Source organism: Nocardia altamirensis NBRC 108246, assembly GCF_001612685.1.
GTDB lineage: Bacteria > Actinomycetota > Actinomycetes > Mycobacteriales > Mycobacteriaceae > Nocardia > Nocardia altamirensis.
This window is the reverse complement of sequence record NZ_BDAY01000007.1, coordinates 175,117-199,715: the sequence shown is the minus strand read 5'-3', so window position 1 is coordinate 199,715 and position 24,599 is coordinate 175,117. Positions and strand designations below refer to the sequence as shown.

At 66.9% G+C, this 24,599-nt stretch carries 24 protein-coding genes; 11 read left to right on the top strand and 13 right to left on the bottom strand.

All coding sequences use genetic code 11. The annotated features are described in order from the left end of the window. Nucleotides 1-54: 54 nt before the first annotated feature. The gene (locus NA11_RS04340) at nucleotides 55-2,658 is read left to right on the top strand and encodes an AAA family ATPase (protein WP_069160456.1); all 2,604 of its coding nucleotides are present in this window, start codon (nucleotides 55-57) and stop codon (nucleotides 2,656-2,658) included. A 10-nt stretch (nucleotides 2,659-2,668) separates the two neighbouring features. Next, nucleotides 2,669-3,115 carry an SRPBCC family protein gene (locus tag NA11_RS04335; RefSeq protein ID WP_069160396.1) on the top strand — a complete coding sequence of 149 codons (447 nt, stop codon included), beginning with the start codon at nucleotides 2,669-2,671 and terminating at the stop codon, nucleotides 3,113-3,115. 1 nt (nucleotide 3,116) lies between these two features. Here NA11_RS04335 and NA11_RS04330 read toward each other — a convergent pair whose 3' ends face one another. From NA11_RS04330 to NA11_RS44620, 3 genes are all read right to left on the bottom strand, one after another. Continuing rightward, nucleotides 3,117-5,222, bottom strand: a complete 2,106-nt coding sequence (locus tag NA11_RS04330) for an acyltransferase family protein (protein WP_084654123.1) — start codon at nucleotides 5,220-5,222, stop codon at nucleotides 3,117-3,119. 192 nt (nucleotides 5,223-5,414) lie between these two features. Beyond that, nucleotides 5,415-6,302, bottom strand: a complete 888-nt coding sequence (locus NA11_RS04325; RefSeq protein WP_245745716.1) for an alpha/beta hydrolase family protein — start codon at nucleotides 6,300-6,302, stop codon at nucleotides 5,415-5,417. Nucleotides 6,303-6,474: 172 nt separating this feature from the next. After that, nucleotides 6,475-6,858 (bottom strand): hypothetical protein, encoded by a 384-nt coding sequence (locus NA11_RS44620; protein WP_141717400.1) that lies wholly within the window; start codon nucleotides 6,856-6,858, stop codon nucleotides 6,475-6,477. A 529-nt stretch (nucleotides 6,859-7,387) separates the two neighbouring features. On the opposite strand from NA11_RS44620, the gene NA11_RS04315 reads away from it, so the two are divergent. From NA11_RS04315 to thrS, 4 genes are all read left to right on the top strand, one after another. Then, complete coding sequence (locus tag NA11_RS04315; protein ID WP_141717399.1) at nucleotides 7,388-7,600, top strand: hypothetical protein; 213 nt, start codon at nucleotides 7,388-7,390, stop codon at nucleotides 7,598-7,600. Beyond that, a complete protein-coding gene (locus tag NA11_RS04310) occupies nucleotides 7,597-8,313 on the top strand; it encodes a maleylpyruvate isomerase family mycothiol-dependent enzyme (protein ID WP_084654096.1) in 717 nt (238 codons plus the stop codon). Before NA11_RS04315 ends, NA11_RS04310 begins: the two co-directional genes overlap by 4 nt. 87 nt (nucleotides 8,314-8,400) lie before the next feature. After that, nucleotides 8,401-8,916, top strand: a complete 516-nt coding sequence (locus NA11_RS04305) for a hypothetical protein (RefSeq protein WP_069160393.1) — start codon at nucleotides 8,401-8,403, stop codon at nucleotides 8,914-8,916. Nucleotides 8,917-9,126: 210 nt separating this feature from the next. After that, nucleotides 9,127-10,404: a threonine--tRNA ligase gene (gene thrS, locus NA11_RS04300; RefSeq protein ID WP_369691109.1), complete on the top strand. Its 1,278-nt coding sequence runs from the start codon at nucleotides 9,127-9,129 to the stop codon at nucleotides 10,402-10,404. Between the two features lie 54 nt (nucleotides 10,405-10,458). On the opposite strand, the gene NA11_RS04295 is transcribed toward thrS, so the two are convergent. Beyond that, the gene (locus tag NA11_RS04295) at nucleotides 10,459-10,794 is read right to left on the bottom strand and encodes a cupin domain-containing protein (RefSeq protein WP_069160452.1); all 336 of its coding nucleotides are present in this window, start codon (nucleotides 10,792-10,794) and stop codon (nucleotides 10,459-10,461) included. Between the two features lie 72 nt (nucleotides 10,795-10,866). On the opposite strand from NA11_RS04295, the gene NA11_RS04290 reads away from it, so the two are divergent. Continuing rightward, a complete protein-coding gene (locus NA11_RS04290; RefSeq protein WP_069160392.1) occupies nucleotides 10,867-11,802 on the top strand; it encodes a GlxA family transcriptional regulator in 936 nt (311 codons plus the stop codon). A gap of 72 nt (nucleotides 11,803-11,874) precedes the next feature. Here NA11_RS04290 and NA11_RS04285 read toward each other — a convergent pair whose 3' ends face one another. Continuing rightward, nucleotides 11,875-12,660, bottom strand: coding sequence for a class I SAM-dependent methyltransferase (locus tag NA11_RS04285; protein WP_245745715.1), 786 nt, complete (start codon nucleotides 12,658-12,660; stop codon nucleotides 11,875-11,877). Nucleotides 12,661-12,821: 161 nt separating this feature from the next. Here NA11_RS04285 and NA11_RS04280 point away from each other — a divergent pair, with 161 nt between their 5' ends. After that, nucleotides 12,822-14,243: a lipase family protein gene (locus tag NA11_RS04280; RefSeq protein WP_084654121.1), complete on the top strand. Its 1,422-nt coding sequence runs from the start codon at nucleotides 12,822-12,824 to the stop codon at nucleotides 14,241-14,243. 44 nt (nucleotides 14,244-14,287) lie between these two features. Here the strand turns inward: NA11_RS04280 and NA11_RS04275 are convergent, their stop codons facing one another. Beyond that, the gene (locus NA11_RS04275; protein WP_069160390.1) at nucleotides 14,288-14,887 is read right to left on the bottom strand and encodes a TetR/AcrR family transcriptional regulator; all 600 of its coding nucleotides are present in this window, start codon (nucleotides 14,885-14,887) and stop codon (nucleotides 14,288-14,290) included. 47 nt (nucleotides 14,888-14,934) lie between these two features. Between NA11_RS04275 and NA11_RS04270 the strand changes: the two genes are divergently transcribed. From NA11_RS04270 to NA11_RS04260, 3 genes are read left to right on the top strand one after another with little or no spacing between them, the layout of a single operon-like run. Next, on the top strand, nucleotides 14,935-16,182 hold the full coding sequence (locus NA11_RS04270) for a YhgE/Pip domain-containing protein (RefSeq protein ID WP_069160389.1): 1,248 nt from the start codon (nucleotides 14,935-14,937) through the stop codon (nucleotides 16,180-16,182). Between the two features lie 12 nt (nucleotides 16,183-16,194). Continuing rightward, nucleotides 16,195-17,226, top strand: coding sequence for a zinc-binding dehydrogenase (locus NA11_RS04265; protein ID WP_069160388.1), 1,032 nt, complete (start codon nucleotides 16,195-16,197; stop codon nucleotides 17,224-17,226). A 24-nt stretch (nucleotides 17,227-17,250) separates the two neighbouring features. Continuing rightward, nucleotides 17,251-18,201: a quinone oxidoreductase family protein gene (locus NA11_RS04260; RefSeq protein WP_069160387.1), complete on the top strand. Its 951-nt coding sequence runs from the start codon at nucleotides 17,251-17,253 to the stop codon at nucleotides 18,199-18,201. Here the strand turns inward: NA11_RS04260 and NA11_RS04255 are convergent. From NA11_RS04255 to NA11_RS04225, 7 genes are all read right to left on the bottom strand, one after another. After that, a complete protein-coding gene (locus NA11_RS04255; protein ID WP_069160386.1) occupies nucleotides 18,198-18,818 on the bottom strand; it encodes a hypothetical protein in 621 nt (206 codons plus the stop codon). The two genes, NA11_RS04260 and NA11_RS04255, sit on opposite strands and share 4 nt — an antisense overlap. Before the next feature lie 69 nt (nucleotides 18,819-18,887). Beyond that, nucleotides 18,888-19,565 (bottom strand): VC0807 family protein, encoded by a 678-nt coding sequence (locus NA11_RS04250; protein ID WP_141717398.1) that lies wholly within the window; start codon nucleotides 19,563-19,565, stop codon nucleotides 18,888-18,890. Next, entirely contained in the window at nucleotides 19,562-20,191 is a 630-nt protein-coding gene (locus tag NA11_RS04245) for a TetR/AcrR family transcriptional regulator (protein WP_069160385.1), read from the bottom strand. The genes NA11_RS04250 and NA11_RS04245 overlap by 4 nt, the downstream gene beginning before the upstream one ends. A gap of 101 nt (nucleotides 20,192-20,292) precedes the next feature. Beyond that, nucleotides 20,293-21,426: a zinc-binding dehydrogenase gene (locus tag NA11_RS04240; RefSeq protein ID WP_069160384.1), complete on the bottom strand. Its 1,134-nt coding sequence runs from the start codon at nucleotides 21,424-21,426 to the stop codon at nucleotides 20,293-20,295. Nucleotides 21,427-21,583: 157 nt separating this feature from the next. Then, the gene (locus NA11_RS04235; RefSeq protein ID WP_069160383.1) at nucleotides 21,584-23,023 is read right to left on the bottom strand and encodes an MFS transporter; all 1,440 of its coding nucleotides are present in this window, start codon (nucleotides 23,021-23,023) and stop codon (nucleotides 21,584-21,586) included. Further along, the gene (locus NA11_RS04230; protein WP_069160449.1) at nucleotides 23,020-23,739 is read right to left on the bottom strand and encodes a tRNA-dependent cyclodipeptide synthase; all 720 of its coding nucleotides are present in this window, start codon (nucleotides 23,737-23,739) and stop codon (nucleotides 23,020-23,022) included. Before NA11_RS04230 ends, NA11_RS04235 begins: the two co-directional genes overlap by 4 nt. Continuing rightward, nucleotides 23,739-24,545, bottom strand: coding sequence for a 2OG-Fe(II) oxygenase (locus tag NA11_RS04225; protein WP_167837561.1), 807 nt, complete (start codon nucleotides 24,543-24,545; stop codon nucleotides 23,739-23,741). Before NA11_RS04225 ends, NA11_RS04230 begins: the two co-directional genes overlap by 1 nt. Nucleotides 24,546-24,599 lie beyond the last annotated feature (54 nt).

Here is a 24,599-nt window from a genome sequence, read left to right as displayed (position 1 = left end):
CTCCCGTTGTGACAGTAATGCCGCGATGCACCAAGATCCTTGCTTGTGAGCGAGATGGTCGGGCGACAGGACGAAACGGCGCGACTGCTAGCGCTGCTGGACGAGGCGCGGCAATCGCGCGGCGGTGCCGTGCTGGTCCGCGGGGAGCCCGGCATCGGCAAGAGTGCGCTGCTCGACCAGCTGGCGCGGACCGACGACTTCCTGATCATCCGGGCCGCAGGCGCCGAATTCGAGACGGAGCTGCCGTACTCGGCCCTGCACCAGCTGTGCGCTCCGGTGTTCGAGCACCTCGACGCGCTGCCGCCGCCGCATCGCGAGGCACTGCGCATCGCGTTCGGCATGGAGTCAGGAACACCGAGTGAGTTCCTGGTCGGTGCGGCCACGTTGGGCCTGCTGCTCGAGCGCGACCGACCGCTGCTGTGCCTCGTCGACGACGCGCAGTGGCTCGATGACGCGTCGGCGCGGGCGCTGGCGTTCGTGGCGAGGCGCATCGGCGCGGAACGCGTGGCGATGGTGTTCGCGGCGCGCGAAAGCATTCCGGTGCTGGATCGGCTGCCGCACGTGGAGGTACAGCGATTGAGCGAGCCCGAAGCGCGGACCGTGCTGGCGCGCGAGATTCACACGTCGTTGGACGAGCGGGTCCGCGACCGCATCCTGGCCGAGGCGCGCGGTAATCCGTTGGCGCTGCTGGAGTTGGCCAAGACGGCAGGCTTGGCCGGGCTGGCAGGCGGGTTCGACCTGCCCGCCCCGCAGCTCGCCGAACGGAGCTTTCGCACCAGGCTGGCGGCGCTCGCCCCCGAGGAGCGGCTGTTGCTGACGGTGGCCGCGGCCGAACCGATCGGTGATCCTGGTCTGCTCTGGCGGGCGGCGGCGCTGCTCGGCATCGACCGAACGGTTGCCGCGGATGCGTCGCTGGTCGAGTTCGACACCCGAGTGCGGTTCGTGCACCCGGTGGCGCGATCGGCGGTCTACTGGGCCGCGACGGATGCGGAGCGGCGGCGCGCCCACGGCGCGCTCGCCGAGGTGAGCGACGCGGTCGCCGACCCGGACCGGGTCGCCTGGCATCGGGCCCGTGCCAGCGCGGGACCGGACGAGGACGTGGCCGCCGCACTGGTTCGGTCGGCGGACCGCGCGCGGGCACGCGGCGGAATGGCCGCAGCCGCAGCCTTTTTGACGCGCGCGGCCGCGCTCACCCTCGACCAAGGCCTGCGGTCCGAGCGGGTGCTCGCCGCCGTCGAGGCCACCGTGTCCGTCGGAAGTTTCGGCGCGGCAGCAGAATTGCTGTCGACCGTCGATCCCGCGGATCCGCGCGTCGACCTGCTGCGTGGCCGAATCTCGTTCGCCCGCTTCCGCGGTGGCGAGCTGCCGGTCGACCATCTGCTCCTTGCCGCAGCCAAACTGGCCGACCGCGACCCGGCCATGGCCCGCGAGTGCTACCTGGACGCGATCGAAATGGCGATGCTGACAGGCGGATTGGACGCGGTCATCGCCGCGGCGCAGACGGCGCCACGCCCGGCTGAGCAGCCGAGCGACGCGGACAACATCCTCGACGGCATGATCGCGCTGCACGTCGAAGGACATCGGGCGGGCGCGAAGCTGCTGCACCCGCTCGTCGCGGCGTGGGACAGCACGTTGTCGGTGCGCTGGCCGACCCTCGGATTCCTGCTCGCAGTGGAACTGTGGAATGCCGACGCTATGCGCGACATCGCCACCCACGTCGTCGCGGCAGGCCGCGAGTCGGGCTCCTTCCATCTGCTGCCGATCGGGCTGGCCATGCTCGCGACCGCCACCGCCTACACCGGCGACTTGGGCGCCGCCAAGGAGATGATCTCCGAGGAGGAGGCGATCGCCGAGGCCACCGGCGCGGCTCCGCTCGTCTATCCACGCATCCATCTTGCGGCGGTTGCTGGTCGGCGCGCGCAGGCCGAGAAGCTGTTCGCCGAGGTCGGCCCGCATATGAGCCTCAGCGTGCAGTACGCGACCGCCACGCTCAACAACGGTCTCGCCGACTATCCGACCGCGCTGCGCGCCGCCGAAAGTACGGTCGCGACCGGCGATCTCGGGCTCGCCGGGCTGGCATTGCCGGAGCTGATCGAGGCGGCGGTGCACTGCGGCAACACCGACGCGGCACGCGAGGCATTCGAGGAATTGGCCGAACGCTCCTCTGCGAGTACACCGTCCTGGGGTGCCGGCATGGTCGCCTACGCGCGCGGCCTCGTCGACAACGACGAAGACGCCTACCTGCAGGCCATCTCGCTGCTGGCGTCCGGTCCGTTCGCGACCTATCTCGGCCGCGCCCACCTCGTCTACGGCGAATGGTTGCGCAGGGAGGGGCGTCGCCTCGACGCCAGAACCCAGCTACGGCTCGCCCACGACCTGCTGGCCGGCCTCGGTGCGGAAGCGTTCGCGGCGCGCGCGGCCAGCGAGCTCAGGGCCACCGGCGAACGCGCCCGCAGCAGGTCCGCGTCGGCCGCCGACGCACTCACCGTGCAGGAGGTGCACATCGCTCGTCTGGTTGCGGGCGGCGCCACCTCCAAAGAGGTCGCGGCCCAGATGTTCCTCAGCCCCCGCACCGTCGATGCGCACCTGCGCAACATCTTCCGGAAACTCGACATCAGCTCGCGTCGGCAACTCCGCGACCTGCCTGCCATTCGATAACGTAGACCGAATGAGTATCGACCCCGAACTTGATCCCACACGCGTCGAACTCGGCAGGTTCTACCCCCAGCCACCGGAGACGGTCTGGCACGCGCTCACCGATTCGACCGTCGTCGAACAGTGGCTGCTCCCCTCGGTCGGCTTCGACGGCGCCCAGGTCGGAACCAGTTTCATCTTCACCGTGCCCACCAATCCCCCCGCCGAAATCGCCTGCGAGGTCCTCACCGTCACCCCCGGTGCGGCCATGACCTGGAGCTGGGTCGACCTCCGCGGGCCGAACCCGACCCGCTGGACGGTCACCTGGGCCGTCCAGCCGCAAGGGCGCGGCACCCGACTGCTGCTGATCAACAGCGGTTTCAACATCGAGGACAAGCGCCAGAAGATGCAGCGCAACGTCATGGAACGCGGGTGGCGGCAGACGCTGTCGAAGTTGGGCGAGGTCCTCGACCGACTCTGATTCACCACCAGCCGAGGATCGACTGGAGTTGTCGGCCGAGTTCAGGGGCGAGGGAGCGGGAGTAGCTGGCGGTGAGGTGGTGTTCGTCGTGGTAGATCAGGATGTTGCCCTCGGTGATCGGGCAGACCTGGGGTTCACAGACCGCGTTGGTGAGGTCGACGGGGAACACGTTCGAAAATGAGGCTGCGGCTTCGGTTTCCGGGTTGGTCTGGTCGAGGGCGGCAGCGCGGGGCATCCCGCAGCTGATGCGGTCGCCGCGCTGGGCGAGGCAGTCCGTTCCCCGATAGCGGACGCCGTCGCGACGCAACCACGGGGTGTCGCGGATGGCGATCACGTTGAGGTGACGTTTGGACAGTTGCGTCCACACGTCGAGGTAGTCGGTGGGGGTTTCATCGCCGGTGTCGTCGCGGGGGCGGGTGCCGGTGGTGAACACCCAGTCCGGCCGCTCGGCGCCGAGGCGGTCGATCACCTCGGCCGACCAGTCCCGGCAGTCGGGGATGGCCTCGCCCTTGTAGGTCGGTTCGGCGGCCACGGTCAGCGGACAGCCCATCTTCAGGTAGGTGGCGATCCGGAAATGATGTTCGCGCGCAAGCACATCCAGGGCGGGCACCCAGTGCTCGGCATGCGAGCTGCCGACAACGGCGATGGTGCGTTCGGCGCTGGAATCGCCATAGCCACAGGTGATGACGTCGCGGGTGTCCCAATCGGCAATGCATCCGTCGCGGGTGGGGTACGCCGCATCGGCCGGGGCTTCCCACAGCGACGGACGCATCGGCGCATGCGGTCCGCTGACACCGCGGACTAGCGCCTCCGCACCCGGGTACACCGCTGGATTCAAATAGCCAACGGGCTGTGGCGGATACACCCGCGTCACGATGTGCGCGCTGAATGCCGCGGTGAGCACGACGGTGCCGAGCGCAAGCACAACGACCCCGGTGCGCCGCGTGGATGTCGCTGCGGGACCGCCTGTTTCGAGCGCTTTAGGCCGCAATCGCAACCGCTCTTCGACGAAGCGGTTGGTCAGGTAGGCCAAGGCCAAGGCGAGGAGGATGATCGCGGACCCGCCGACGAATCCGGCAGTCGGCGTGCGGCGTTCGCCGAGGTAGAAGATCAGGATCGGCCAATGCCACAGGTAGAGCGCGTAAGCCAGTTCACCCAAGCGAACCATCGGCGCGGTGGCGAGCAGTCGGTTCGGCATCGGATGCGCGTCGGCGTCAACGTTGTTGCCCGCAAGGATCAGCGCCACCGCGGCGCCGACGGGCAGCAGCGCGGCCGGACCTGGGAACGCGTTGGCGCCGTCGATCAGCCACCCGCAAGCCGCGATCGCCACGAATCCGAGCGCAGCCAGCACAGCACGGACTGCCCGTGGCAGCGAAATCCACGGCGCCGCAAGGGCTATCAGGCCGCCGACGAGCAACTCCCATGTCCTGGCGAAGCTGTCGTAGTAGTTCCAGCCCTGATGCGTTGCGACGCCGTGCTCGGCGTAGGCGAACGACGCGACCGTCAGCACGGTCAGGGTGACGGCAAGCACCGGCCGCAACGCCGTCGGAGATCCCCACCGTCGACAGCACCACGCCACCAGGGCAACGAGCAGCAGCACGGCCAGATAGAACTGCCCCTGAATCGACATCGACCACAGATGCTGCAGCGGACTCACCGACGGGTCCGCGGCCAAGTAGTCCGACCACGACAGCGCCAGGTGCCAGTTCTGGTAGTACAGCAGCGACGCCAAGGTCTGCGCCGCGATATCGGGCCACTGCGTATACGGCCGCAGCAGCACCGTCGCCACCACAACGGCCGCAAGCACAACCACCATCGCGGGCAACAGCCGCCGCGCGGTCCGTCGCGCGGTGTGCACCACCCCGACACCTTCGGCGGACTCCGCGCGCCGCAGCAACAACCCAGTGAAGAAGAATCCCGAGAGCACCAGGAACACATCGACGCCGCCGGACACCCGACCGAACCAGACGTGGAACACCACGACCAACGCGATCGCGAACCCGCGCAGACCGTCCAGGTCCAGTCGGTAGCCCTTCGCCTTCGGCGGGCGTTGCAGTGGGGTTTTAGGCGCTGCACCCGGCGCGAGTCGCAGCGACCATCGGGTCATCGCCGCCTCGGCGGCGGTGTCGGCACGGAACCACAACGCGGGTTGCCAGCGCTGTCCGCGGGCAGGACGACCGATGAACAGGACACCATGAATTTATTACCATGCGCCGGGAGCTCATTCCTAACCATCGGCGATAGGTTTACCCAGTCGCCACATCCTCGGCACAGGGCATTCCCGCTAACATCGAGCGCACTACAGCAGCGCGACGTGGTCCAGGATCGTCTGCCGGGTCGCCGCCCATGCCGCCGAGGCGGGGTCGACGAATTCACCGTGGCCGGTGCCCCGCAACACCTGTAGGTCGGCGCCGCCGCCCGCGCGGGTGAGCGCCGCGACATAGCGGCGGCTCTGCTCCAGATCCACGACGCGGTCCTGGTCGCCGTGCAGGGCAACGGTGCGGACGCCGACGGGCAGGTGCTCGATCGGCGAGGCCGCCTGATAGCGCTCCGGCACCTCATCGGGCCCGCCGCCGAGCAGCTTGCGCACGAATCCGTCGCGTCCTCTGGTCGCCGCGAGTTCCAGATCCAGAACGGCGGCCATCAGCGTGGCGCTGCGCACCCGGATCTGCGGCAGCGTTTCGACCATGCCCGTCTCCGAGACGATCCGGCCCGCCGCCCACGCCGCCAGATGACCGCCCGAGGAATGTCCGCTCAGGTGCACTCGGCGCAGGTTCAGCCGGTTGGCGCAGCGCCGCTGGACAACGGTGGCCAGCGCCGCGACGGCGTCCTCGACGTCGGTGAGGGTGATCGGCCAGCCGCCTGCACCGTTCACCCGCCGGTACTCGATGTTCCATACCGCGATGCCCTCGTCGGCCAATCCCTTCGCGTGCGGCGCGAACTGGGCGAGAGTCCGGTTCTGTGACCAGCCGCCGCCGTGGATGAGCACGACTACCGGGTGCGGGCCGGAGTTGTGGGCGGGCAGGTAGAGATCGCCGAAGTTGTCCGGATCGGGGCCGTAGGCGATCCGCACCGCGGTGTCGGTGGCCGGCGGCACCGCCGCCGAGCTGGTTCGTACCGGTGTTGCGGCGTCGAGCGCCTTCGATCCGGCGGCCGACGCCGCCGCCATCGCAAGTCCCGCGGTCACCGCGAACCTGCGCCTACCTAGACCCCCCGCCACGATGGGGTACCTCCGTGCTCGCCGATCACAATTCGTCGACACGGTACCCGACCACAGTGACAACCCCCGGGCGGTCCCCGCCCGGGGGTCGGGTTCACGAGCCGAGCGGCCGATGACGCGAATCAGCCGAGCCCGGACCTCACACGTTCCGCTCCTCCGCCGTCGACATCACCCGCGCCATAATGATCTGCTCGACGTGCTTCAACCAGTCGTAGCCCTGCATGGTGCCCGAAACCCAGGCTGCCGCAGCGCCGTTGACGCGATCGTCGACGGTCGGCGGCGCAGGCTCCTCGGCCGTTTCCGCGATGTCGCGGAGGTTTTGCGCGGTACGAAACTTGAGGCCGACATCGGTCGCCGCTTCCATCTCGACGGAATCGGGCTCGATACGCGTGCTGTCCGGGGTAACACTCGGCCCGGGGATCAGCGGCAATGCGAATGGATTGGTGGACTTTCCTGGTGCTGGATTACCCCCACTCGACGTCGGTCCGACTTCCTGCGTGCCATCCCAGTCGACGGCGGCCAAGGCAGTGAGCAACGCAACTGTCGATACCATTGCCACTCGCGTCGGCACGTCAGGCTTTCGTGATGCACGGTGTTTACCCATCGGCTACTTTCGATAGAATTCCGTTGGATGTGAGAGTTTAAGGCACGCAAACCAACCCAGCCATCAGTGTTAGTTCCGCTTCACGGGAGTTAAGTCCCCGGTCGCGCATCGACCGGCGCGGTGGCAATTCGGGCAATTACCCGCGCGGAATAGTTTCGCGAATACCGCTGACACGTATCCGGATTGTGAACCTTTGGCGCTCGATGATCGAGCCCACTCGAGTTACTCCTTGTCGCCGTCGCGCTGCGGTGTTAGTTTGAGACACAGAGACGTGATCCGTCTCGCGAGTGGCGATGGCGACACGACCGCGTCGCCGATCACAGACAGCTCCGCAGGCACCCGGTGACGAGCTCCGCGATGTCGCACCGGTGACGATGCCGCTACCGGTGACCGACAACTGACGTGAGGATCGCTGAAGATAATGCACGAACTGTCGTATTCCGCGGGAGTGACGCAGAGTGCTCGAGACCTGATCACCACCGCACCACCCGTCGACCCCGCCGACGTCGAGCTGATCTCCCGATTGATGGACCCCGGCCTGCGCCGCCTCAGCAAAGCCACGATCGGCCTCTCGGGAGAAGCTCAGCAGTACCTGGTCGTTTTCGCGGAACGACTACATCTCGCCGAAGGCACGCTGCCCGGCACCACCGCCGAAATGTGAAGACCCGCACCAGATATCGATCCAGGCCGCTCGGATACATCGAATACCCCCTCCGCGACCAAGAACTTCGCCGGGTTACACGCGGAAGACGACCTTCCCCGCAGCGCAACATTCGATCCGAAATCGACTATCTTGCAGGGGCCCCGGATGCGTTCGACACCGTGGTGAAGCAGGTAGCAGCCGCAGGCAGTCGACACGCCGATCTGGAAGCCGCGGCGGGAGCAGCGCAGCCGCGTGCAGTCCTGCTCGAGCAATGGCGTGCTGGTCGAATCGAGGTGGCGGCCGCACTCCGGGACATCCCAGTGGACCAAGAGTTTCCGTGGTTCGATTCACCGCTGACCGCGGCACTGATGGTCCCGCTTCGGTTGATGGAAACGTGGGCACACGGGCAGGACATCTACGACGCGGTGGGTGTGACGCATCCGCCGACGAGTCGACTCCGGCAGGTGGCCACGCTGGGCGTTCTCGGAGTACCGCTCTCGTTCTACGCGGCCCAATTGCCTACGCCGACAGAGCCGTTCCGTGTCGAGTTAACCGGCCCTGACGGCGAGACCTGGGCATGGGGCCCGGCGGCGGCCGAGCAGCGGGTGCAAGGCAGTGCCCTCGACTTCTGTCTGCGAGTCACGCAACGCAGGCCACTGGCCGAGACCGACCTGACCGCGGTCGGCGTGGACGCGAAGCAGTGGTTGGAGATCGCTCGCGTTTTCCTCTGAACCGATGACGCCGTCCTGACCCAGCCGGCAGAGGGCGCCACCCGCGGCCATTGTGGTGTGTCGGCTTGTCCGGAACACTTTGGAACCATGGCAAATTGGAGCGAGTTCAACCGAAGCAGGCCCGACCTGGCCGACGCGGGCCGGGCATTGCTGTACCAGGTCGGTGTCGGGCTCGGCTTCCTGGCGACGGTTCGCGGTGACGGGGGTCCGCGCCTCCACCCCATCTGCCCACTGTTGTTCCCCGAGAACGCCACCAGGCCAGGAACCCTCGAGCGGGTCGCCTCGGAGGAGTTGTATGTGTTCATCGTGCCGGGACCGAAACAAAACGACCTGCATCGCGACGGCCGCTACTCCCTGCACTCGTTCCCCTGCGACGACAACGAAGACGCCTTCTACTGCACCGGCCGAGCCCACAACGTCGCTGACGCAGGCTTCCGCCGAGTTCTGTCGGACCTGTTCGTCGCCGAACGGTCCATGATCGGTGTCCCTCCCCCCGAAGCCAACACCCACCTCTTCCGCCTCAGCCTCGATCGTGTGCTGATCACGCGCACGAACGGCCACGGCGACCACGCCCCACAGCACACCGTCTGGCGACCCTCGTAGTTGGCACGGTGCCGGGCCCGGCCGATCGTGGTCGAGCCCGGCACCGTGCTAGCGAGCGTTGTACGTGCTGGCGGCCACCGCAACCGCCGACTGACGGAATTGTGTTTGCCGCGGGCTGTCTGGTGCGCTATATCTTGAGTATGGACATGCAGCGCGCTCAGTTCGCCACGACGCCGGACGACTTCCCGGCGCGCTGAATCCTGTTGATCAATGCCCCGGGCGGACGCCCGGGGCTTTTTTGTGTGGCCGTCCGCCCTCTACTCGGAGGAGACCCACATGTACGACCACCGAAAACTGGGCCGCGAACTCGGCTTGTTCGATACCGACCCGCTGATCGGGGCAGGCTTGCCGTACTGGTTGCCGGACGGGGCGATCGTGCGGCACAGTCTCGAGGAATACGTCAGGGCGGTGGAGCGCCGCGCAGGCTATCAGCACGTCTACTCGCCCGTGCTCGCCAAACGCGAACTGTACGAAATATCGGGCCACTGGGCACATTACGACGACGACATGTACCCGCCGATGGATATCGGCGGCGAACAGGTGGTGCTGCGGCCGAGCCTGTGCCCGCATCATGCGGTGATGTACCGGTCGCGCTCGCACAGCTACCGCGAACTGCCGCTGCGCATGGCCGAGCTCGGCGCGATGTACCGCTCCGAATTGTCCGGCGTCTTAGGCGGTTTGACCCGAGTACGGTGCATCCAGCTCAACGACGCGCACATCTTCTGCACCATGGACCAGGTTGCCGAGGAGGCCGGTAACGCATTAGCGCTGATCGGCGCCGCCTACCGGGCAATGGGTATCGACGACGCACGATACCGACTGTCGCTGCCCGGCGCGGGCGGGAAATACGTTGCCGCACCGGAGATGTGGCAGCGGGCAAGCAAGATTCTGGGCGAAGTGCTCGACCGGGCCGGCGTGGTCTACGAGGCGGTCGAGGGCGAGGCCGCGTTCTACGGTCCGAAGATCGATATCCAGGTCAGCGATCACGCGGGCCGTGAGGCCACCCTGTCCACCGTGCAGGTCGACTTCTACCAACCCGAACAGTTCGATCTGCAGTACGTCGGCGCCGACGGCGGCAAGCATCGGCCAGTCATGGTGCACCGCAGCATCATCGGCAGTGTCGAGCGTGCGGTCGCGCACTTGATCGAACTGCACGGCGGCGCCTTCCCGGCCTGGCTGGCCCCGGTGCAAGTTGCCGTGCTTCCGGTGTCCGAAGCCGAGGAGCCCGCCGCCCTCGAGCTGCGGAACCGCTGCCTGGATGCGGGTTTGCGCGCACAGGTGGTGGTCGACGGAAGTCTCGGTGCACGTGTCCGCGATACCCGGCTGGCGCCGTACCAGTTCATTCTCGGCCCGGCCGAGATCGCGAACGGCGAAGTGGCAGTGCGACTCAGGGACGGGCGTCGGCTGCCTGCCCAATCCGCCGACAAGGCGGTGGCAAGTATCCGAGCGCTGGTCGAGGCGCACGAGACCCGTCTTTGGGTCGAGTAGCCGCGCCGGTGGCTGAAATACCACCGGCGCAACCACTTCCGCGAGGCACCTGAACTACCCCTCCGGGTAGAAGAGGAACAACGTGCAGCCGGTCGTGCTCGCGGGCACATGCCACGACCCGGCCGGGGCGTGCAGGAACGTCCCGGCCGGATAGTCGCGTGCGCCGTCGTTGAAGGTGCCCGCGACCACGTACACCTCCTCCGGACCGGGTCCGTGCACGTCGCGGCGAGGCCACGAGGTACCTGCGTCCATCTCCAGCACGTTGGCGTGCGCACCGGACTCCCCTTGCCACAGCGGACGCAGCCGTATCCCCGGAAAGAGTTCGCGGACAGGCGATTCGGCGACAGAGACGGAGGTGTAGCCCTCCTGCGCAAGGATCTCGGGGTGCATGTCACTCACGATGCCGCACGCAGCTCGTCCCGCAACAGTGTCGAGTAAGACACTATGGGGTACTTTTCTGCCATGCATCGAGTTGTGGCTCTGGTCCGGCCGGTGCAGTCGACCTTCGAGCTCGGCTGCGCCGTCGAGGTGTTCGGCACGCGGCGGGCCGGTGTGCCGCAGCACTACGAATTCGAGGTCTGCACGGAGACACCGGGACCGGTGCCGACGACCGCCGGATACGCGATGTTCGTGCCGCACGACCTTTCCGCGCTCGCGTCCGCGGACACCGTGCTCGTCCCCGGCTGGACGCCGGTGGAAGCGCCGCTGTCCGACCCGGTGCACCGCGCATTGCTGCAGGCACATGCGCACGGCGCACGGCTCGTCACCATCTGCTCCGGCGTGTTCGCACTCGCCCGCACCGGGCTCCTCGACGGCCGCTCAGCGACTACCCACTGGCTACGGGCCGCACAGTTGCAGCGCGAATTCCCGCACATCCGTGTGCAACCCGACCGGCTCTTCGTCGACCACGGCGACGTCGCAACCAGTGCAGGCGCCGGCGCGGGCATCGACCTGTGCCTCCACCTCGTCCGCGTGGATCACGGCGCCGCGCACGCCGCCCTCATCGCCAGGCACATGGTCATGCCCCCGCACCGAGACGGCGGCCAAGTGCAATACGCACCTCCCCCACCATCGACGGACGCGCTGGACGGCCTCCTCGAATGGGCGGACGCGCGCCTCGACACCCCACTGACAGTCACCGATCTGGCCGCCCACCTCAACATCTCCCCGCGGACCTTGGCCCGCCGCTTCGCCGACGAGCTCGGAACAAGCCCGGGCGCATGGCTTTTGCGCCGTCGCGTGGACGAGGCCCGCACCCTCCTGGAAGAAACAGACCTACCGGTCGAAGCGATCGCCACCCGCGTCGGCTTGACGTCAGCAGTAAACCTGCGCCGCCGCTTCCGAGCCCGAGTCGGCACCACCCCCGGCGCCTACCGCCGCGCCTTCCGAGTCTCGTGACGCACGAACCGCATCCAGGTTCGCTCTATTCGACGGTGACTCCGGCATTCCGCAAGTCGACAAGCGCTGCGATCACTGTGGCCTCGTGTACAGCACGGCGAGCATCGGTGGGTAGCGGGATCTGCCTGGGAGGAATTCGACGACCATGGCGGGGTCGGCGGCGGCGCCGAGGGCGCGGAATGCGGAGCGACTGTAGGAGCGCAGTCGGCTGATGAAGGCGTCGTGGAGGAACGGCGGCAGCGCCGACGGTGGGGTGACAGTCAGGGAGACCGCGGCGATGAAGCCCATCATCATTGGGGTACAGAACAATCCGAGGGTCGACGAGCGTTCGAGGTCGATGACCAGAAACTTTCGGCCTGCTCGGGTCGCGTCGGCGATGACCTGGCTGGCCGCTTTCGGCGGCAGGTGGTGGAGGGCCGCCGCGAAGACGACGAGGTCGTAGGCGTTGTCGGGTGCATCGATTGTGGTGGCGTCAATGACACGAACGGTGGCGCGCGGGTTCGCGCCGAGTGGACCTGCGGCGATCTTGTCGACCGAGGCCGGGTCCAGGTCGCTGACGGTGACTTCGATGGTGGGATGCCTGGCGAGGATTTCGGCCGACAGCCTGCCATGACCCGCGCCGATCTCCAGGATCTTCGGGTTGGCGATGTCGGCCACCTGCTTCAGGACGCGCACCGCATTGTGCCGATGCGTGCCGAATCGTTCGCCGCCGCGTTCGAGGGTGCCGATCACCTTCTGCTTGACGGTGTCGGAAACGTCGTAGCGGTCGGTGAATTCGAGTCGGCCGGTTTCGAATAGTCGATTCGGCCACGATGCGTCGGGACCGCCACGCGGCATCCGATCGATGGGGATGGACATGCCGTCGACTGTATGGTTCGGCCGTTTCAAACCCATATCGAATCGGCATGTCGAGTGACCCGCACGGACATTCCGGTAGCTATTCTGAGGCAGCTTGCGGCCCGGTCGTGCCGCACCTTCTGATCAATCGTCGCGTGATGTCTTTTGCCGAGGAGTGCACCATGCGTGTCGCGGAAACGGAAAGCCTGTTCCGCCGATGGTCGACCGTGCCGATCGCGGCACTCACCGCAGTGGTGCTCATGGCCACGGCAGGAAGCGTAGCCGCAGACCCGGACCCGGCTCCGGTTCCCGTGCAGCCCGCGCTCCCCTTCCCGATTCCACCGTCACCACCGGAACTGGACCCGGCGTTCTACCAGCCCGATCCCGCGATCGTGGCCGCGAAGCAGCCCGGCGAGATCATCGCCGCCCGCGAGGTGCACGTCTCCTTCTACTCGGTGTTGCCGTATAACGTTGACTCCTGGCAACTTTCGTTCCGTTCCACCAACACCCGTGGCGAACCGATTGCCGCAGTCACGACCATCGCCAAGCCGCGCGGCAACAACAACGGCGTTCCGCGCAATCTGCTGTCGTTCCAGTTCGCCCCCGACTCGATGGCCCAGTACTGCTCGCCGTCGTACGTACTGCAGTTGGCCTCCGTGCCGCCGAATATCACCGGCGCGCTGAACATTCCGGCCGAGTTCATCAACGCGGTCACCGCCCTCGGTCTCGGCTGGGCGTTGAACATGCCCGACTACGACGCTCCCTATATGGCTTTCGGCGCCGGACCGCTCAATGCGCGAATCACGTTGGACAGCATCCGCGCCGCCGAGAACTTCGAGCTCCTCGGCCTCGAAGGCGCGCGAACCAAGGTCGGACTGCTCGGCTACTCCGGCGGCGCCATCGCCACCGGTCACACCGCCGAACTGAAGGCCTCCTATGCCCCCGAATTGAACATCGTCGGCTCGGTGATGGGCGGCATCCCTGCAGACCTGGTGCAGATGATCAAAATGGCGAGCAACAATGTCGGCTCCGGGCTACTGCTGTCCGGCATGCTGGCCGCCGCGCGCGAATATCCGGAACTGGCAGCCTATTACGAGCAACACATGAACAATTTCGGCAAGGCCATGGCCGTGGTGAAAGCCCCGTTCTGCCTGTGGTCCGCCGCCGTGCTCCCGTTCGTGAACCTGCCGGGCCTCTTCGACAGCCCCGATGTCTTCAGCGACCTGGCCCCCGCCGCAGTGTTCGAGAAACTGAGGATGGGCCATGCGACGCCCGACATGCCGGTCTTCATGTTCAATTCCAACCCGGACTGGATCGTCCCGATCGGCCCGGTCAACGATCTCTACGCCACCTACTGCAAGGACCCGAAGGCTCGCGTCGAATACATGCGCGACAACTTCAGCGAGCATTTCTCCTTGATGGTCATCGCCTGGGCGAAGGAAACCCAGTGGCTGAAGGATCGGTTCGACGGGGTGCCGGTCGCCGACGGCTGCGTCTTCAACGACGTGGGCACCATGATGCTCGACGAGTCGACCTGGCCGGAATGGCTTCGCAAGGTCGGCACTTTCGCCATGGGCGTCTTCCAGTACCCGATCGGTAACTGACCCAAGGCTTTTCGACTCGCGACTGAGCGGCGAACACTCGCCGCTCAGTCGGCGCCCTGAGGTTGAAAACTGATCGCGCTGTCGATCAGCCCCGCGAGTACGTCCGCAACGGCATATCCCCCGATCCACGGCGCGGACGACTGCATCCGATTCATCATCGCCATGCCGTGCAGCGCCGCCGACAGCCCGGCGGCGATGACACCCGAATCATCGGTTTCGCCGCCGCGACAGCGGGCGAGCGCCCCGGTCAGCACATCCAACGCATCATGCGCACCGGACGTTGCCCCCGCTCGCAGCGTCATCAGCGTGTAGCGCAAAGGATGCCGCTGCGCGAACTCGATGTACGCGACGCACCCGCGCATGAGACGGTCGCGAGGTTCCACAGCCTGGTCCGAATTGGCGACGATGGCGCGCACGATCTCCTCCCAACTCGTCTCGGTCACCGACTCGAGCACCGCGTCTCGATCGGGGAAGTGCGCGTAGATGGCGGGCGCGGACACGCTGGCCGCGCGCGCGATGCTGCGCAATGTCACCTCGGATTCCAGGTCGACCTCGTCGATCAACGCGATCGTCGCGCGCACGATCTCGTGACGTAGCGCACTCCCCTGCCCTCGGGCGTTGCGTTTGCGTGGTGCCACTGTCATGCTCTCATCTTAACATGTGTAAATAAACAAGTGTAAAGTTGAGGATCATGAAGGTCACCCACCGTTTCGCCCGCCATCCCGGCACCTGGTTGCCGCCGCTGGTGGTGATGTTCGTGCTGGCGATCGCGCTGCCCGCCGTCTACCTCGGCGGCACGCTCGATCCGAGCGGCAATCTGAAGGACTTCCCGATCGCGATGGTCGTGGAGCCGCAGACCAGCTCGGCGAACAACGCCGCGAACCAAGTGCGCACCGCGGTGGAAGCCGCCGTGAACCACGACGCCATCACCTTCGTCCCGATGACCGTCGACGAGGAAAAGGAGCAGATGGGTAGCGGCAAGATCTTCGGAGCCGTGCGCATCCCCGCCAACTTCAACGCCGAAATCGCCCGACTGACAACAGATTCGGCCGGACCACCGGCGCACGCCGTGCTGCATCTCGACACCGCACCGGCATCGGGAGCCCTGAGCTCCGGACTTTTCACCGGTCAACTCGCGCCCGTCGTCGCCGGCGTGAGCGCACAGTTCGGAAAGACGTTGGCCGCCAAAGCAACCACCGTCTCCGCCGCAACCGCACTGGCGGCGCCGTTCACCGTCGCCGCCGCCCCGCTGGTGCCGCTTGCCGCCCACACCGGATTGGGCACCAGCGTCTTCTACTACGCGATCGTGCTTGTGCTGCTCGGCTTCGTCGGCGCCTCCGCGATGCATCCGATCATCGACTCGGCGATCGGCTTCCAGCCCAGTGAAATGGGCCCCAAGGTGCGCCGCCGCGGCTACACGCACCTGTCCCGACTGCACACCTTGCTCATCAAATGGTCGGTCATGTTGCTTGCCGCGCCACTGTGCGCCGCCGGTCTCCAGTTCGTCGCAGGCACCTTGCTCGACATGCCCATTCCCGCACCCTGGCAACTGTTTCTGTTCTCGACGACCACTATCGCCGCCGTCGGCATCGGCGCACTGACCGTTTTCGCGATGTTCGGCTCGCTCGGCCCGCTGATCAACATGTTCTTCTTCATCGCCCTCGCGATGATCTCCTCGGCGGGAACGATTCCGCTGGAGGCGACACCGGCGTTCTTCCGCGCGATCGCGGACATCGAGCCGATGCGCCCGATTGTCACCGGCTTGCGATCGATCCTCTACTACGACTCCGCTCCGCTGTCCGGACTGGAAACGGCCTGGGTCGACGTCGCCATCATCGGCGCAGCCGGGGCACTGATCGGAGCGATAGCCACCAGCCTCTTCGACCGCGTCCCCGCCTTCACCCGTCACCCTCAACTCGCCGGCAATGCGCCGGCCTAAGGAGAAATCATCATGCGTGCTGCACGTTTCGACTTCGCGTCCAAAACCCTCTCGGTACAAGATGTTCCGACTCCCGAGCCAGGCCCGGGGGAAGTGCTTGTCAAGGTTGTCGCATGCGGGATCTGCCATTCCGACCTGACGGTGATGAGTGGCGGGGTGCCCACCGGGCTCACCGCGATCACGCCGGGGCACGAAATCTCCGGCACCATCGCCGCTTTCGGCGGACCGACACCGGGATGGGAGATCGGCGACGCCGTTGTTCTGCACGGTGGTCAGCCGTGCGGAACCTGCCAGGCGTGCCAGCATCTACCCAACGCGAGCACCTGCCAGAACCTGCAAATCATGGGCGTGCACCGCGACGGCGGATGGGCCGAGTATGTCCTGGCACCGGTCTCGACCATCATCGCCGCACCGCGGGGCGTCGCGATGGAGCAGGCCGCGATTCTCGCCGACGCGGTCGCCACACCCTACGGCGCGTTGTTCGGTACCGGAGGTCTTCGCCCTGCCGAATCCGTAGCGATATGGGGCCTCGGCGGACTCGGCGTCCACACCTTGCAACTCGCCAGGCTGGCGGGCGCGGCACCGATCATCGGTCTCGACCCCCTGCCCGAAGCGCGTTCCAGGGCACTGGATTTCGGCGCAGATCAGGCTCTCGATCCCACCGATCCCGATGTGCTCCAGCAGCTGCGCGACCTGACCGGCGGCGGTGTCGAGCTCGCAATCGACAATGTCGGTAGCCAGCATACCGTGCCGCAGGCCAACGCCGCACTGCGCAGTGGCGGCAGGCTCGTCCTGGTCGGGCTGACCCCCGTCGACCTGAATCTCGGCTCCGAACTGCACTTCTCGATGGCCCGTCACCGGGTCCTCGGCCACCTCGGCTACAGCTATGAGAACCTCGCGGAATTGGTCAAGCTCACCGAGCTGCGCAGGCTCGACCTGACCCGGTCGGTCAGCGCTGTCTTTCCGCTCGAGGACATCCACGAAGGCGTGCGTCGCCTGGCCGAACACGACGGCAACCCCATCCGCATCGTCATCAAGCCCTAAGCAAACCTCTTCAGGAGAAGCCCCATGCGCGCGATTCAAGTTTCCACCCTCGGCGGACCCGAGGTCCTCAGTGTCGTCGACGTGCCAAATCCCGTGGCAGGCCCCAGCGAGCAGATCGTACGGGTGACCGCCGCAGGCATCAATTACGCCGATACCCACATGACCGAGAACACCTATCTGTCCCGCACGACGCTGCCGTTCATTCCCGGCGGGGAGATCGTCGGCCGCACTGCGGCAGGGGAACGCATTCTCGCGCTGGTACCGGGCGGCGGATACGCCGAGCAGGCGGTCGTCGCCGACGGCAGCGCGGTCGAGGTGCCCGACGCCGTGAGCGACGGTCAGGCCCTAGCCCTGCTCATTCAAGGACTTTCGGCATGGCACCTGCTGCACACCAGCGCCAAACTCGCCCCTGGCGAGTCCGTGGTGATCAACGCGGCGGCGGGCGGTGTCGGCTCGCTGGCAGTCCAGCTCGCCAAGTACTTCGGCGCCGGACGGGTGATCGCCACGGCGTCCACACCGGAGAAGCGGCAGCTCGCCCTCGATCTCGGCGCCGACATCGCCGTCGACAATGCCGCCGAAGGGTATGCCGAGCGCATCCGCGAAGCGAACGACGGCAAGCGGATCGACATCGTGCTGGATGCCATGAGCGGACCCGTGCTGGACGCGGCGCTCACCGTGCTTGCGCAGTTCGGGCGACTTGTCACCTACGGCATGGCTTCTCGTGAACCCGCCACACCGATCAACCCCGGCGACCTGCTCACTCGGAATCTGTCCGTCATCGGTTTCTGGGTCACCCCGGCCCTCGCGATGCGCGGCATGTTCCACGAACCGCTGGTCGAAATGCTCGACCTCACCGCGGCGGGCAAGCTGCGCCCCATCGTCGGCGGCGCGTATCCGCTCGCCGAGGCGCGCCGAGCCCACGAGGACCTCCTCGCCCGCCGCACCACCGGCAAGCTGATCCTGACCCCGAACTAGCCCGCGGTCATGGAGATCAGCAGGCGAGAGATTTCTCCTTGGAGTCCGCGGATCACCTTGTTCGCCGAGTCGAGTTCGCTGACCTGATAGGTCAACTGCCACTCGGATCCCGAGGCGAAGCCGTCGAGTGGATCGTGGAACGAGGGCACGATCGACTCGTCAGCCGAACCCGCCGCGGCGGCAGGCAGAAACATGGTCAACCGGGGCTGCGGGCGGCCTGACGTGGGCATCACCGCAGACTCGACCACCGGGTCCACCGCCTGTCCCTGCCAGACCGGGCCCGCACTGGATGCGTCGGAGTCGGCGCTCTGCGGTGGGCCCGGCACGACGATCCAGGTGGTGGTGACCAGCGTGCCCGAGCCGAGCGGCGTGGCGTGGCGGACTACCAGCCAACGGTTGAGCACCGGCGTGGCGAGCTCGTCATCGGGCCGCTGATCGTCGGCAGGCTCCCCCTGCAAGATGACGCCGGGATGCAGGAGCGGAAAGGCATGCGCCTCAACGCCGAGTCGCTGTGGCACCTCGGCGACGTCGTCCGCGGCCTTCTGAAAGGTGTTCAGTTCGTTGGCTTCTGCCGTGCGCAGCTGCAAGACCAGCGGTCGCGGTTCAGGAGCAGTCATCGCCTTGCCACCTTTCCTCGGATACATCGAAACCTGCCAGCCAAGTACATCATCCGGCCGCCGTTCGGATCACACTTTGAGACCATGCCTGGTGACGTAGACGTTCTGGAAGGCGATGAGAGCGGCGAGCACGACCAGCCATTGCACGGTGCTCACCAGTGGGATCGCATCGATCGGCAAGGTGTAGGCAAGCAGGATACGGATCACCGCATCCACCACGAAAGCCGTGCCCCACACGGCGGTCAGCAGCCTCAGATGGCCGCGGAACCGGGAGTCGTTGTCCCAGCGGGCATCCCATTGCCGGTAGCCCTCCTCGCCGATCTTGACGGTGACGATCGCCCGTGCGGCAATCCGCATGAATGGTCGCTGGGTCAGCAAGGTGGCCAGCACCCACAACCCGAGCACGCCGAAAATCCAACTGTCCCGCACCATCAGGGTGCGTGGATCGCCGGTCAAGACCGTCATCACCGTGCCGACGACGATCAGGCTGAGCGTGAACAGCGCCATCGCGTCGACACGGCGCTGCCGGATCGCGCGATAGGCGAGAATCCCCGCGATCAGCAGGCCGGGCGCGATCAACGCCAGCCATGGGTTCACCCCCGCCGCACGCAAGGCGTAGTAACTGCCTAGTGGGAGTACCACTTCCAGGATGAGCTGCATCAGGAGGTGGCGGCGGAGTGCCGCGCGTTTCTGCTGCGGGGTGCGGTCGGCTGCGGCTGCCTGCGGACTCGTGTCGGTCGTGCTCACGATTGCCTCCGGGTGGCGTGATCGAAAAGGTCGGCCAGCTCGCGTGCACACGCGGCGGTATCGAAGTCGGGGTCGACGGCCGCGCGGGCGATGGCGGCGTCGAGGGCGCCGCGCATGGCGAGCACCAGGACGGCGGGGTCGAAGTCGCGAAATGCCCCGGCTCGCTGCGCTTCCCGGATCCGTTCCTCCTGGATCCGCGCGAACTCGGAAAGGTGGTCCGCCAGGCCGAATTTCTCCCGGTCGTCCGGGTGGGCGTTGGCGAGGATGCTCGACAGCGCACGCAGATGGCCGGGGCACTCGTCGAGCAGCGCCAAGTTGGCGACGATGTTCAGCCGAAGCCGGGCGGCGTAGTCGGTCTCGCCGTCAAGCTTGGCGCTCACGAATTCCAGTGCCACGCGCATGATTTCGGCGACGACCTCGCGGATCAGATCGTCCTTGCCGCGAAAGTGGTAGGAGATCATGCCCGTGCTGCCCAGCCCGGCGCGCTCGGCGATCTTCGCGAACGAGGCGTTCGCATAACCACGCTCGGCAACCACCTCGATGGCGGCGTTCACGATCTGCGCGCGCCGCCCGGTCTCGGTGAACGTGCGGCCTTCTTGCTTGCCCGCACTGTTTCTTGCTTGCATGAGCAAGACATTAGACCTGTTTGCTTACCCGAGCAAGAGCACTGCAGCCGACCGCGGCCCGCCAGGCTGTGACCTGCCCGTTCCCGCTGACGCCGGATCGGTCAGTCGGTCTCCGATATGCCCGCGCCGGCCAGCACTGCCTTCATCACGCTGCCCGCAGCGACCGCGGCCATGGCGTCCGCGCATTGGGCGAGCGGGAAGACCGAGACGAGGCTCGCCAGATCGAAGCGGTTGGTCAATGTCGGTAGGAGGCGGACGTATTCGACGAGGTGGGCGCCGGTGAAGGCCCAGGAGCCGAGGACGTCCAGCTGCTGGCGGACGATGTGATGCGGATTGATCGGGGTGGGTCCCGCGTCGGTGTACTGGCCGACGATCAGGAGTGCGCCGCCACGGCGGGCGAGGGTGATGCCCTGCTGTACCGCGGCGGGGACGCCGGTGCACTCGATGACCAGGTCGGCACCGCGGCCGCCGGTGAGTTGCCTGGCCTGGTCCAGGACGGCGGATTGGTCTGCGGCGCCGATGATGTCGAGGTGCGCATCGCCGATGCCGCAGGATTTGGCGATGTCGAGGCGGTGCGCCGGGCCGCCGACAACGATCACTTGGGCGGCGCCCGCGAGTTGGGCGAACGCGGCCGCGGCGAGGCCGACCGGTCCGCTGCCCTGCACAATCACGGTCTCCCCCAGGCGAACCGGGCGGCGTTCGTAGAGCGCGTGGATCAAGGTCGGACCCGCGCAGGCCAGCGACATCGCCGCCAGATCGGTCACCGAATCGGCGAGCCGCACCACGGTCGTACCCGGCTGCAACAGGATGTGATCGGCCCAGGCGCCGGACAACGGCTCGTCGGTGGTCGACCGGTTCACGCCGTAGGTCTGGCGCGCCTCGCACAGGGTCGGTTCGCGATATTGACGGCAGGGCACGCATACACCGCAGGCGATCGAGGACGCCCACATCACCCGGTCGCCCGGCTGCAAGGGAGCGCCTAGCGCATCAGCGACGACACCGGGCCCGAGCTCCCCGATGACCCCTAAACCCTCGTGCCCCAACACTATTGGCACCGGAATCGGCAGATGCCCCTGTTGCAGATGCAGGTCCGTGCCGCAGATCCCGCCGTAGGAGCAGGCGACGAGGAGCTGTCCGGGGCCAGGACGCAGAATATCGAACTCCCGCAGCACCGGAGGCGCACCGATGCTCTCCAGCACCGCGGCCCGGGCCCGCCTCGCATCGTCGATTCGCATCACATCCGCCTCCCGCTGAGCGTCGAGGCCCGCCGGGCATACCGCGGGCCCGACTCGAGACTACGCGGATTTCGTTGGCGTTCAGCGCCGCACAAGCCGACGGCGACCCCGCAAGTACCAGCTATTGCCACGGCATCCTGCGGGGTCGCGCCGCGACCTAGACGTTGCCTACTTCGACCGGAGTGGGCTCGGCCTTGTCTACTACTTCCGGCACCAGTGCAGCCGTACGCCGACCGCGTGTCAGCACCAACACGATGATCAGCGCGACCAGGCTGGTGCTCGCGATGATCGCCGCCACGTTTCCGGTCGCGTCGCCGACCGCGTCGGCGACGTCGAGCTGCGTGTGCCCGAAGACGACCGTGGCCAGCGCCGCCCCGATGGCGCCGCCCAGATTGTGGAACGTCCACGACGCACCGACCGCGAACCCGGACCGCGCCGGGGCCACGCTCGAAATCGCCAGTACCGTCGCGGGACCGAGCACCAAGGCCCAGCCCGCACCGAACAGGACGAGCGCGACAACGAGCAGCGCCAGCTGGTCACCGAATGCGGCCAACGCGATTCCGGCTCCGGCGAGGGTCAACAGCCCGAATCCCCACGGCAGCAAGGTGTGTGCGCCCACCCGGTCGACAAACCGGCCCGCGACCGGCGACGACAGCGCGAGGGTGCCGCTGACGAGCAACAGCAGGAATCCCGCTGACCGCACATCGAACCCGCGCCCCTCGGTCAGATAGGTCGGAATCACCAGCAGCGCAGCGGCATAGAACAAACCCAACCCGAAGTCCGAAACGATCGCCGCGACGAACCGTCGATGCCCGAACAAGGCCGGATCGATCAACGGGCTCGCCGCCCGCCGCTCCACGACGATCCCGATCGCGACCGCCGCGACGAACACCACCACTGCGACGAACACCGCGGGCGAGACCCACCCTGCCAGATCGCCGAGCACGAAGATGCCGACCGCGGAGACGACGGCGAAGGCGACGAGAACCTGTCCGGCCCAGTCTGTTCCGCCGCTGCTGTCCGGCGCGATGTGGGGCACCGCGTACGCGATCGCCACCAGCGCCGCGATCCCGAGCGGCAGGTTGATCCAGAAGATCGACTGCCACCCGAAGCTCGGCACCAGCAGGCCGCCGAGGACGGGCCCGATGGCGAGGCCGAGCCCGTTCACCGAGTACAACCAGCCGATCGCCTTGCCTCGATCCCCTTCGGGGAACAGCGATTCCACCAACGTCGAGGTGCTCGTGTACAGCACGGCACAGGCAGCGCCCTGGACGAACCTTGCCGCGATCAGCGAGCCGATATTCCACGACAGGGCCGCGCCCACCGACGCCACCACGAACAGCGCGAGACCGAACAGCAGCACGCGCCGCCTGCCGAGGCGATCGGCGATCCGGCCAGCGGTGACCATGAACATCGACAGCGCCATCAGGAAAACACCGAGGGTGAGCTCGGTACTCGACGGCCCGGCATGCAGATCGTCGCCGATGGCAGGCAGCGCGGTGGTGACGATCGTCAGGTCGATGCACCCGAGAAACGAGGCCACCGCCAGCCCGGTGAAGCCGATCAACCGCCGTTGGGTGGGGATCGCTATGGTCATTCCACTCCCGTCGTTGTGTTCGATGCCGACTTTCGCTTCTTGAAACGCAAGGGCAGCCAGGCGACTCGCTCCGGATGCTCCGGCTCGACGAACAGTTCGCGCGTGCGGCCCATCGCTGCGGATATCCGCTGCGGGTAGATCACATAGTCGAATCCCTCATGCGCCCACAGCGGCATGATGATCGGGCATTCCTCCAAAAGGTAGGCACGGCACGATGCCCGGACCGCTTCCTGATCAACGTCCGGCTCCCGGGAGACGCGTCGCTCGATGAATCGGTCGATGGTGCTGTCGATGGCGTGGCGATAGGGCTCGTCTGTCTCGTAGGCCTGCTCGACCGCGTCGTACAGGTCGCCGTAGCGGGGATGGGACAGCGCGAAGTCCCATCGCAAAACGTTGGTGGGGCAGTCGATCTGGTCCAGATAGCCGATGTTGCGGGCGAGCCATTCGTCGCCGGCGATCCTGGCCCGCGCGTGCCGGTCGATATCACTTCCGCCACTGAGGTTGTGCCGCTGCAGGGTGTCCGCGACAGCGATCGCGCACCGGCCGAAGTTCGAGCGATTGATCAAATCGATGGTCGCGGCGAGCTTTTCGCCCTCGTGATACTCGGCGCCGACGCTGACGAGCAGGACCGTCGAGCGGCCTTCGGTCGTGATGCCGTCCGAGCGTAGGTCGTATGCCGCCTTATGGGACGCCGAGAGCAGCGTGGTCGTCGTCATCAGCTCCACACCTTCAGCGAGTCGGCCGGATCGCTGACACCGATGAACAATCCGATGGTGATGCGGGGACGGTCCTGGGACGGCGCGACGGCATGGACGCGGCGCGGGTCGATGAAGATCGCGTCGCCGACCCGCGGCGCGATCACCAGCTCCGGGTCGCCGACGGCGGCGCGATCGATCCCGTACACGCGTTCACCGGACCGATCCCGATACGCTCCCTCGTCGGGGTAGTCGTCCCAGATCTGTAATTCCCCGCCGCGGTCCGGCACGTCCAGGTAGACGTTGACCGACAGCTGTCGCGTGATGCGAATACCGAAGTCCTCCGGCAGGTTTCGGCCGACGTTGTCGGTGTGCGGTTCGAGATCGACACCGGCGAGCTGGTAGCGCGCGACACCGGCGAAGAACGCCTGCCCGTCGCGCCGCAGCAAGCTCGCGCCGGACGGCCAGATCTCGTCGAGCAGCAGTCGCAGGTCGTCTGCCGGATACGAATAGGGCGAGGCGATCTCGCGCAGGCGCTCGAGGTTGTCGCGCGCCTCGTCGAAGTACCGCCCGCGGCCTGCCTCGCTGTTCGTCTCCGAAAACGCGTGGCCGATGCGCCGGAACTGCGGATCGGTGGCCAGTGGGCCGTGATCCTGCCTGCCGACGAACGCCTTTCGTAAGTGGTCGAGCGCGTCGGGCCGGACGAATCCGCCGAGCCGCACCGCGTGCACCTCCCCGTTCAGCAGCGCGGTCAGCGATTCGTGGTCGAATCCCTGCCTGGTGGTGTCCAACACGCGGTCTCCGAGAGATGGCGTGGCCGTAGTCATGTCGTTCCCCTCTGGTTGTCGCTCGATGGACCGGCCACCGGCCCGGGCGTGCGG

Bases quoted from the DNA above. Each gene is read 5' to 3' on its own strand.
- NA11_RS04265 (WP_069160388.1), top strand. From the start codon at position 16,195: ATGCGTGCTGCACGTTTCGACTTCGCGTCCAAAACCCTCTCGGTACAA.
- NA11_RS04245 (WP_069160385.1), bottom strand. From the start codon at position 20,191: ATGCAAGCAAGAAACAGTGCGGGCAAGCAAGAAGGCCGCACGTTCACC.
- NA11_RS04270 (WP_069160389.1), top strand. From the start codon at position 14,935: ATGAAGGTCACCCACCGTTTCGCCCGCCATCCCGGCACCTGGTTGCCG.
- NA11_RS04290 (WP_069160392.1), top strand. From the start codon at position 10,867: ATGCATCGAGTTGTGGCTCTGGTCCGGCCGGTGCAGTCGACCTTCGAG.
- NA11_RS04305 (WP_069160393.1), top strand. From the start codon at position 8,401: ATGGCAAATTGGAGCGAGTTCAACCGAAGCAGGCCCGACCTGGCCGAC.
- NA11_RS04330 (WP_084654123.1), bottom strand. From the start codon at position 5,222: ATGACCCGATGGTCGCTGCGACTCGCGCCGGGTGCAGCGCCTAAAACC.
- NA11_RS04335 (WP_069160396.1), top strand. From the start codon at position 2,669: ATGAGTATCGACCCCGAACTTGATCCCACACGCGTCGAACTCGGCAGG.
- NA11_RS04260 (WP_069160387.1), top strand. From the start codon at position 17,251: ATGCGCGCGATTCAAGTTTCCACCCTCGGCGGACCCGAGGTCCTCAGT.
- NA11_RS04275 (WP_069160390.1), bottom strand. From the start codon at position 14,887: ATGACAGTGGCACCACGCAAACGCAACGCCCGAGGGCAGGGGAGTGCG.
- thrS (WP_369691109.1), top strand. From the start codon at position 9,127: ATGCCCCGGGCGGACGCCCGGGGCTTTTTTGTGTGGCCGTCCGCCCTC.
- NA11_RS04285 (WP_245745715.1), bottom strand. From the start codon at position 12,660: ATGTCCATCCCCATCGATCGGATGCCGCGTGGCGGTCCCGACGCATCG.
- NA11_RS04340 (WP_069160456.1), top strand. From the start codon at position 55: ATGGTCGGGCGACAGGACGAAACGGCGCGACTGCTAGCGCTGCTGGAC.
- NA11_RS04235 (WP_069160383.1), bottom strand. From the start codon at position 23,023: ATGACCATAGCGATCCCCACCCAACGGCGGTTGATCGGCTTCACCGGG.
- NA11_RS04225 (WP_167837561.1), bottom strand. From the start codon at position 24,545: ATGACTACGGCCACGCCATCTCTCGGAGACCGCGTGTTGGACACCACC.
- NA11_RS04240 (WP_069160384.1), bottom strand. From the start codon at position 21,426: ATGCGAATCGACGATGCGAGGCGGGCCCGGGCCGCGGTGCTGGAGAGC.
- NA11_RS04230 (WP_069160449.1), bottom strand. From the start codon at position 23,739: ATGACGACGACCACGCTGCTCTCGGCGTCCCATAAGGCGGCATACGAC.
- NA11_RS04255 (WP_069160386.1), bottom strand. From the start codon at position 18,818: ATGACTGCTCCTGAACCGCGACCGCTGGTCTTGCAGCTGCGCACGGCA.
- NA11_RS04295 (WP_069160452.1), bottom strand. From the start codon at position 10,794: ATGCACCCCGAGATCCTTGCGCAGGAGGGCTACACCTCCGTCTCTGTC.
- NA11_RS04280 (WP_084654121.1), top strand. From the start codon at position 12,822: ATGCGTGTCGCGGAAACGGAAAGCCTGTTCCGCCGATGGTCGACCGTG.